Below are 5,546 nucleotides of genomic sequence, written 5' to 3' on the forward strand. Positions count from 1 at the left end.
GTTAATATATACGACTTAAGAAAAGAAATTAGCTATATTTTGTAAATGATGACTAGGAGGAGCCGTGTGCGTTAATAGCGCAAGCACGGTTCTGTGAGGGGGGAGGAGTACAATCTACCGCAAGGTAGAAAGGCTCCCTTCTACTCGACGAGTTGAACAAAAGGGTCGCACTGCGGCTCTTTTTCTTTTTGCACTAACGTGGAAGGTTAGTAAAAGAAGGATTGGAAATTTTGTAATTGTGTTATTGTTATATTATTAAAACTCATTAGGTTTTTGGAGGATAAGTTTTTGAAACACTTTTTACGTTTCTTTTTAGTTTTCTTAGTTTTTTTTATTAGTAATTTGGTTGTAAACATACTCTTTAAACATAATTGGAATGTTGATACAGCCTTTTCTGTCGCTTTTGGTACCTCTTTGGGAATCGCAATTGTTTATTATTATATAACTAAGAAATTGAAGAAAAAGTAATCTTTGCAAAGTTCCTTCTTAAACTAACGGATGCAATACTAAAGATCCAGCTGCCAATTCAGGCGGCTTTTTTATTGTGGTAACGGGGCAGGTTAGTTCAGGAAAATAATACAAAAAATCCCAATGTAGGGGACTAAATAATGTTATTATTTAGTAAAGGGGTGGTTGTATGAAAGATGAGAATAAACCATTTAATGATGCAATAGAACATTTTAACGAGATTGAAGGAAATGCTGGTAACCCTTCTAATGCTAAGATAAACAAGTTACCAAAACCATTAAAATACTTTGGATGCTTTATGATTGGTTTCATTTCATTATCCATTCTGTTAATGATTATATTAAATTTACTAAATTAACTAATACTGACTGGTGGCTTTTTTTTATGCAGCTAACGGGTGCATTAGTAAAAAATATAAAAAGGTGATCAAATAATGAGTATACAAGTTAAACTAAAAGATATAATTGAGGAAATGGAAATACAGTTTGAAGAGTCACGTTCATTACTGAATATTAAAACGGGAGAATTTGTGTTAGTAACATCGGAGGATCTGAGAGCTGCTGAAGACGAAAAACCATTTGATCATTTACCTGAATGGGAACAAGAAAATAGAATAATTGCAATTGATGTGGTTGAAAATTTTGAAAATTATTTAGAGTTACCTACTCAATATGAAGTGAATGAATATGAAATTATGGAAAACTTTTGTTTAACAGTAAGTGATCAATGGAAGAAGGAATCCTTATTAATGGCAATTAAGGGAAAGGGTGCCTTTAGAAGGTTTAAGGATAAAATAATTGATTTTGAAATAGAAGATGAATGGTATTCATACCGGGGCGAGTGTTTTAAACAAATTGCTATTGAATGGTGTCAGGAAAATAAAATAAATTTTATTGAATAGAATTGACAGGGGTGTTTACTTAACCAAGCGGTAATCACCTTTTCTTATTTAAGTAAAGGGGCAGGTTAGCGAAAGAAGGATTGTTGGTAAACAATGAAGAAGATTTATACATAATCTATTATGCAAAAGGAGCAAAGGAGAATGAACAAAGCCTTAAGATTTAAAACTTTTGTTTCTAATTATGTACCTGTCCACTAACGTAGCAGTTTAGTTTAAAATCTGGCTAACCTTATATTACGAACGGGTGCAAGAGTAAAAGATTGGGTTGCTACCGCAGCTTTTTTTGTTCCACTAACGGAGGCAGGTTTGTTGAAGAAGGAATCTAATTTATTTACGTTGAATTAATTACAAATTGCATTTACAGACCGAGGTGGTAACTGCTGGGCAAGAACAAATATGTAGGCAGTTGGTCAGAATCAAAGTTTATTGAGATTGATTTAGAGTTAAATAAAGAAATTTAGATGAATTATTGTTGGGTGTAGTAAATAGCAGTAACAAATTTTCACATCAACATATTTGTAATTGGTGTGATAAATATTATATGAAATATATGGATGATTTTAATTTTTATAACAGCGAGGTATATAAAGTTATTGAAGATATATCTGCCCAGTTGGATTTATATTTATCAAACACTTATTCATTAGAAGAACTTCAGCAGTTGGATTTTTCTCAAGTAGAACTTCCAATATTTAATGTAATATCAAAGGAACGAGGAAGGTAAAATGAATCAATCCTATTTTCATTTAAAACTAGAAACACATCAATTACATATGTCTTATAAAAATGAAAAACGTCGCGTGCGTGTTTTATTGCCGAAAAATTATGATAAAGATGAAGCTAAAAATTTTCCAGTTGTCTATATGCATGATGGACAAAATGTTTTCTACAGTAGTGAAGCTTATAGCGGGTATTCATGGAAAGTTATTCCTGCAATTAAACTAAACCCCGATTTACCGAAGATGATTGTTGTTGGGATAGATAACGCTGAACAAGATCGAATTAATGAATATACGCCTTGGAAAATTACAGAAAGCCCACTTCCTGAAGATAATGAACTAGGCGGAAGAGGCGTGGAGTTTGCTAAGTTTGTCATGAAAGTCGTGAAGCCGTTTATCGATAAGCATTACCGAACTAAATCGGATAAATATCATACAGCGATGATTGGCAGTTCACTTGGAGGAAATATTTCGGCTTTTATGGGTATTGAATATAAAGATCAAATTGGTGGTTTAGGCATTTTTTCTTTAGCCAATTGGATTACAAGTAAAGCCTTTGACAGTTATATTGCTAGAGAAGAGTTGGATCCTGAACAACGCGTGTACATTCAAGTTGGGACTCAGGAAGGCGATGATGCCGATCGACAATTGATGTATGGTAATATGAAGCAGGCATATATCGATTGCTCGCTTAAGTATTATAAACAACTGATAAAAGGCTCTGTTCCAATTGATAGCATTCGTTTAAATATTTTTGCGGATGAAGAACATGATGAAAAAGCTTGGGCAAAACACCTGCCAGAATGTTTACGTTTCTTAAGTGAGAAGTGGTCTTGAATAAACTGAATAATTATATTTGACTGAATTAGATCATGGGAGGAATCTATCACTTTTTTTGAATATTTTTGGAAGCTTAGATTGATTTTAAATTGAAATAATTGTACCTTAGTTGTGAAAATAATGAATTTTTTGATATTGAGAAAGGAGCTTTTTTATGAATTATATTTTGATATCACCATATTATCCAGGTAATTTTCAGGCATTTGCTCATCGTTTAAAAGACGCAGGTGTCAATGTTTTAGGAATTGGCGAAGAGCCATATGACCTATTAAGTTCCGAATTACAAAACGCTTTAACAGAATATTATCGTGTGAATAATTTAGAAGATGTAGATGAAGTGAAACGTGCTGTTGCATTTTTATTTTATAAACATGGTCCAATTGAGCGCATTGAATCCAATAACGAATACTGGTTAGAACTTGATGCGCAGTTGCGTGAGCAATTTAACGTGTACGGCAATAAAACGAATGACTTGAAAAAAGTTAAATATAAATCTGAAATGAAGAAGCTGTTTAAAAAAGCAGATGTGCCTGTTGTAGATGGAAGAATCGTTAAAACTAAAAAGGAGTTATCTAAAGCCATTGATGAATTAGGACTGCCAGTTATCGCTAAACCGGATAATGGAGTTGGATCAGCTGCAACCTTTAAATTAAGTTCAGAAGAGGCTGTACGTCATTTTGAAGAAGAATGGGGAGAAGCACAAGTGTACTTCTTAGAACCATATGTCGAAGGAGGCGTGCTTTGTACATTTGATGGTTTAGTGGATCAGAAAGGGAACATTGTTTTCCAAACAAGCTTTACATATAATGTGCCAACTCTGGAACTCGTTAAGGGTCAGTTGGATTTAGCTTATGTGATTCAAAAAGAAATTGATCCAAAGCTCGAAACTTATGGAAAGGCGATTGTGGAAGTTTTTGGCATGAAAGAACGCTTTTTCCATATTGAGTTTTTTAAATTAGAAGATGGGGATTATGTTGCACTTGAATATAATAACCGCTTGGCTGGCGGCTTCACGATTGATATGTACAATTTCGCGTACTCCATTGATTTATTTTCTCAGTATGCTTCTCTTGTGACAGGAGGAGAATTTAAGGAGTCCGATGCCGAAAACCAGTTTTGTGTCGGTGTAACACAGCGTGATGCGTATGAGTATAAACATGATACGAATGCTATTTATGAACGATTTGGCGACTGTGTGAAGTTCGAACAGCGCATGCCAGATGCGTTTGCGGAACTCCAAGGAAATCAATTTTATGCGATTAATGCAGATTCGCAGGAAGAAGTCGATGACATTATCCGTTTTGTACATGAACGAAAAAATTGCAGCATTGTAAACGTATAGGGATAGGAGATTTTTCTATGCATATAGAACATTTAAACCATTGGAGTGGCGAATTAGGACGTGAAATGCTGTTGAACAGATATGGACACAGTGGCATGCCAATCTTAGTTTTTCCTTCATCTGGAGGGACGCATTTTGAATACTATGATTTTGGAATGATTGATGTGTGTCATGACTTTATTGAATCCGGAAAAGTTCAGTTTTTTACATTGGCTAGTATAGATAGCGAAAGTTGGCTACACGACTCAAAACCGGCGCATGACCGTGCATTAGCTCATGAAGCATATGACCGTTATGTGATTTCAGAAGCTATTCCATTTATTAAATATAAAACAGGTTGGTTTGATCCAATGATGACAACGGGGTGTAGTATGGGGGCATATCATGCGTTGAACTTTTTCTTGAGACATCCGGATGTCTTCCAAACAACCGTTGCACTTAGCGGTGTTTACGATGTGCGTTTCTTTTTTGGGGATTACGGAAATGATCCTCTTGTATACGAAAATTCACCGAGTGATTACATATGGAATCAAAATGACGGCTGGTTTATTGATCGATATCGTTCAGCAGATATCATTATTTGTACCGGGCTGGGTGATTGGGAACAGGATGGGCTGCCTTCATACTTTACATTAAAAGAGGCCTTTGAACAAAAACAAATTCCAGCATGGTTTGATGAGTGGGGCGAAGATGTTTCGCATGATTGGGTTTGGTGGCGATGCCAAATGCCGTATTATTTAGGAAAATTATAAAATGTTAAAAAGCATCAGTATTGAGTCGCTGGGTTTTTTTGACAGGGGATTTTTTGATTTTTAGGTAATAAATAATTGATGTCGTATTAAAAGTAGCAAAAAAGTGGTAATAAACACTTAAATGTGGCGAAAAAAACGCAATAAAATAACAATATACTGCCGTCGTTAAAAGAAACCCATAATAATATATTATGGACAATATTCTCACTAAACATATAAAACCATTTAATATAAAAATAGACACATTCGGTGTCTATTCAGGAGACAAAAACCCCACTATTCATAAGTGAGGAACTTTAATTACTTTTTTAGGGCTACTCTACTTAGGTAGCTCTTTTTATATTTTGAAAGTAAGATTGTGAAGAAATGTACTTACACTAACGGGTGCTTGTGCGGCCGAGCATAGGTCGTATCATATAACGGGTGGGATTCCCGTCGAGTAAGAACTAGCCATTCGCTCGTAGCGAGTCTTGGAGGGCTAAAGGTAACTTTAGTCTTTAAGCGTAGACAGTTAGGTAGCGGGC

The 5,546-nt window shown here is 34.9% G+C and carries 5 protein-coding genes; all 5 read left to right on the forward strand.

Annotated features, from left to right (window positions below):
- Nucleotides 1-637: 637 nt before the first annotated feature.
- Nucleotides 638-826: an amino acid transporter gene (locus E2K98_RS29820; RefSeq protein ID WP_133340577.1), complete on the forward strand. Its 189-nt coding sequence runs from the start codon at nt 638-640 to the stop codon at nt 824-826.
- 75 nt (nt 827-901) lie between these two features.
- Nucleotides 902-1,369, forward strand: coding sequence for a UPF0158 family protein (locus E2K98_RS29825; protein WP_133340579.1), 468 nt, complete (start codon nt 902-904; stop codon nt 1,367-1,369).
- A 725-nt stretch (nt 1,370-2,094) separates the two neighbouring features.
- Complete coding sequence (locus E2K98_RS29830; RefSeq protein ID WP_133340581.1) at nt 2,095-2,925, forward strand: alpha/beta hydrolase; 831 nt, start codon at nt 2,095-2,097, stop codon at nt 2,923-2,925.
- Nucleotides 2,926-3,082: 157 nt separating this feature from the next.
- Nucleotides 3,083-4,270, forward strand: coding sequence for an ATP-grasp domain-containing protein (locus E2K98_RS29835; protein WP_133340583.1), 1,188 nt, complete (start codon nt 3,083-3,085; stop codon nt 4,268-4,270).
- Between the two features lie 17 nt (nt 4,271-4,287).
- Complete coding sequence (locus E2K98_RS29840) at nt 4,288-5,022, forward strand: esterase family protein (RefSeq protein WP_133340585.1); 735 nt, start codon at nt 4,288-4,290, stop codon at nt 5,020-5,022.
- Nucleotides 5,023-5,546 lie beyond the last annotated feature (524 nt).

The sequence above is a fragment of the Bacillus salipaludis genome (assembly GCF_004358205.1).